The organism is Vibrio fujianensis, assembly GCF_002749895.1.
In the GTDB taxonomy this organism is placed as follows: domain Bacteria; phylum Pseudomonadota; class Gammaproteobacteria; order Enterobacterales; family Vibrionaceae; genus Vibrio; species Vibrio fujianensis.
Window position 1 is genome coordinate 310,749 of the sequence record NZ_NBUS01000040.1, and the last position, 1,556, is coordinate 312,304.

1 protein-coding gene is annotated in these 1,556 nt (G+C 42.0%); it reads right to left on the reverse strand.

Annotated features, from left to right (window positions below; translation table 11 throughout):
* A partial coding sequence (gene emrD, locus B7C60_RS07285; protein ID WP_099611096.1) for a multidrug efflux MFS transporter EmrD occupies positions 1-1,188 on the reverse strand: 1,188 nt, incomplete at its 3' end.
* Positions 1,189-1,556: the final 368 nt, after the last annotated feature.

The window sequence follows — 1,556 nt, forward strand, 5'->3', positions numbered from 1 at the left end:
ATGCTGTGAAGGATCTTGATGTTTATAGACTCGCCGTAATCCGAGCAGAGCAAAAATAGACATCACCAGCATAATCGTGCCGAGTGGTAATTGATTCGTAGCCGGGAAAAGTGAAGCGACTAACGTTGCAATACCAGCCCCCAAGTTTTGCATACCGCCAAGAATAGCGCCTCCTGTTCCGGCATGATAAGGCAATGGCTCCAACGCTCCGGTTGTTGCAGCCGGGAACAATATACCCGCGCCTAAAAAATACAAGGTTGCACCTCCGACTAAGGTGAGCGCTGTGGTTTTATCAAATAGACCCGGAATGAGTACGATCATTGAGCCACAAATAATCGCCATTAATCCGACATGTAACGCCTGTTTTTCACCACTACGTTGGGCAATGGTATTTGATAGCCATGCGCCAGTAAGATAACCGGGAATAGGAGTAACAAATAGTAAACTTACTGTGGTGGCTGGTAATGCGAGCACTCCGCCTAAAAGAACCCCTGCCGCCCCTTCAAAAACAGCGACACCAGCAAAGGTGGCGACTAAGCACAGTAAATATCCTTGAAATCGGTGATCTGAAAGAACAAATTGGTAGCTTTTCAGTACCGATTCTTTTTTCCGCGCTTCTTTCGGTAGTGTTTCAATCATCGTTGTCATCATGACGATAATGACGGCGATAGCAAATAAAGATAAAAACAGATAGCTGGATCGCCAACCAAACGTTTCGGTTAAATAACCGCCGAGCACCGGTGCAATTAATGGCGAAAAGATCAAACACATACTGATCAAACTATTTGCTTGATGCAATTTTGCACCACTGAAACAGTCTCGGGTTAAGGTGCGACTCATGGCTCCACCACAGCCAATTCCTAATCCCTGAATAAAGCTGCCCGCTAAAAATAGGGAGTACTGGTGAGCAAATAGCGCCACTAAACTTCCCACAATATAAATAGCTAACCCAGCAATAATGATCGGTTTACGGCCAAGACGATCAGATAAGGTTCCATAGATAAACTGTGAAAAACCATAAGGAATTAAGTAGCAAGCCATCACTGCTTGTAAAGCCGCAGGCGTGACCAGAAACTCATTAGCCATGTAGCCAACGGAAGGAACGTACATGGTTTGCGTCATTTGACCGACTGCAGTCAATATGGCGATCAGGAAAGTTAGTTTAGCTAATGGAAATGTTGCAGACATCTTTTTCTCCACCTAACAACATTAAAAATAAAAAGGGAAAGTTTTACTAATGACAAATCAGAGTGTGGCTATATTCTCAGCGCGAGATATTAGTTAGATAAATTAACTTAAGCAATCTTAATCTATCGAGTATCGCACGATAAAAATCTATAGTTTGAATTAGAAAAACTAATCAATATTTAGATCCAGTATACGCTTGTAATGCGTAATAAGGACTAAGAAATAGAAAAAGTAAGGTTTTAGCGTGAACGGATTGCCTTTACGCGAGTCAGTGGTATTCTATATCTAAATGATAATCAATATCATAAAGGAGGCGTATGATAACCCTCGTTTTTACACTAATCTTGTTATTTGGATTGGGCAGCAAA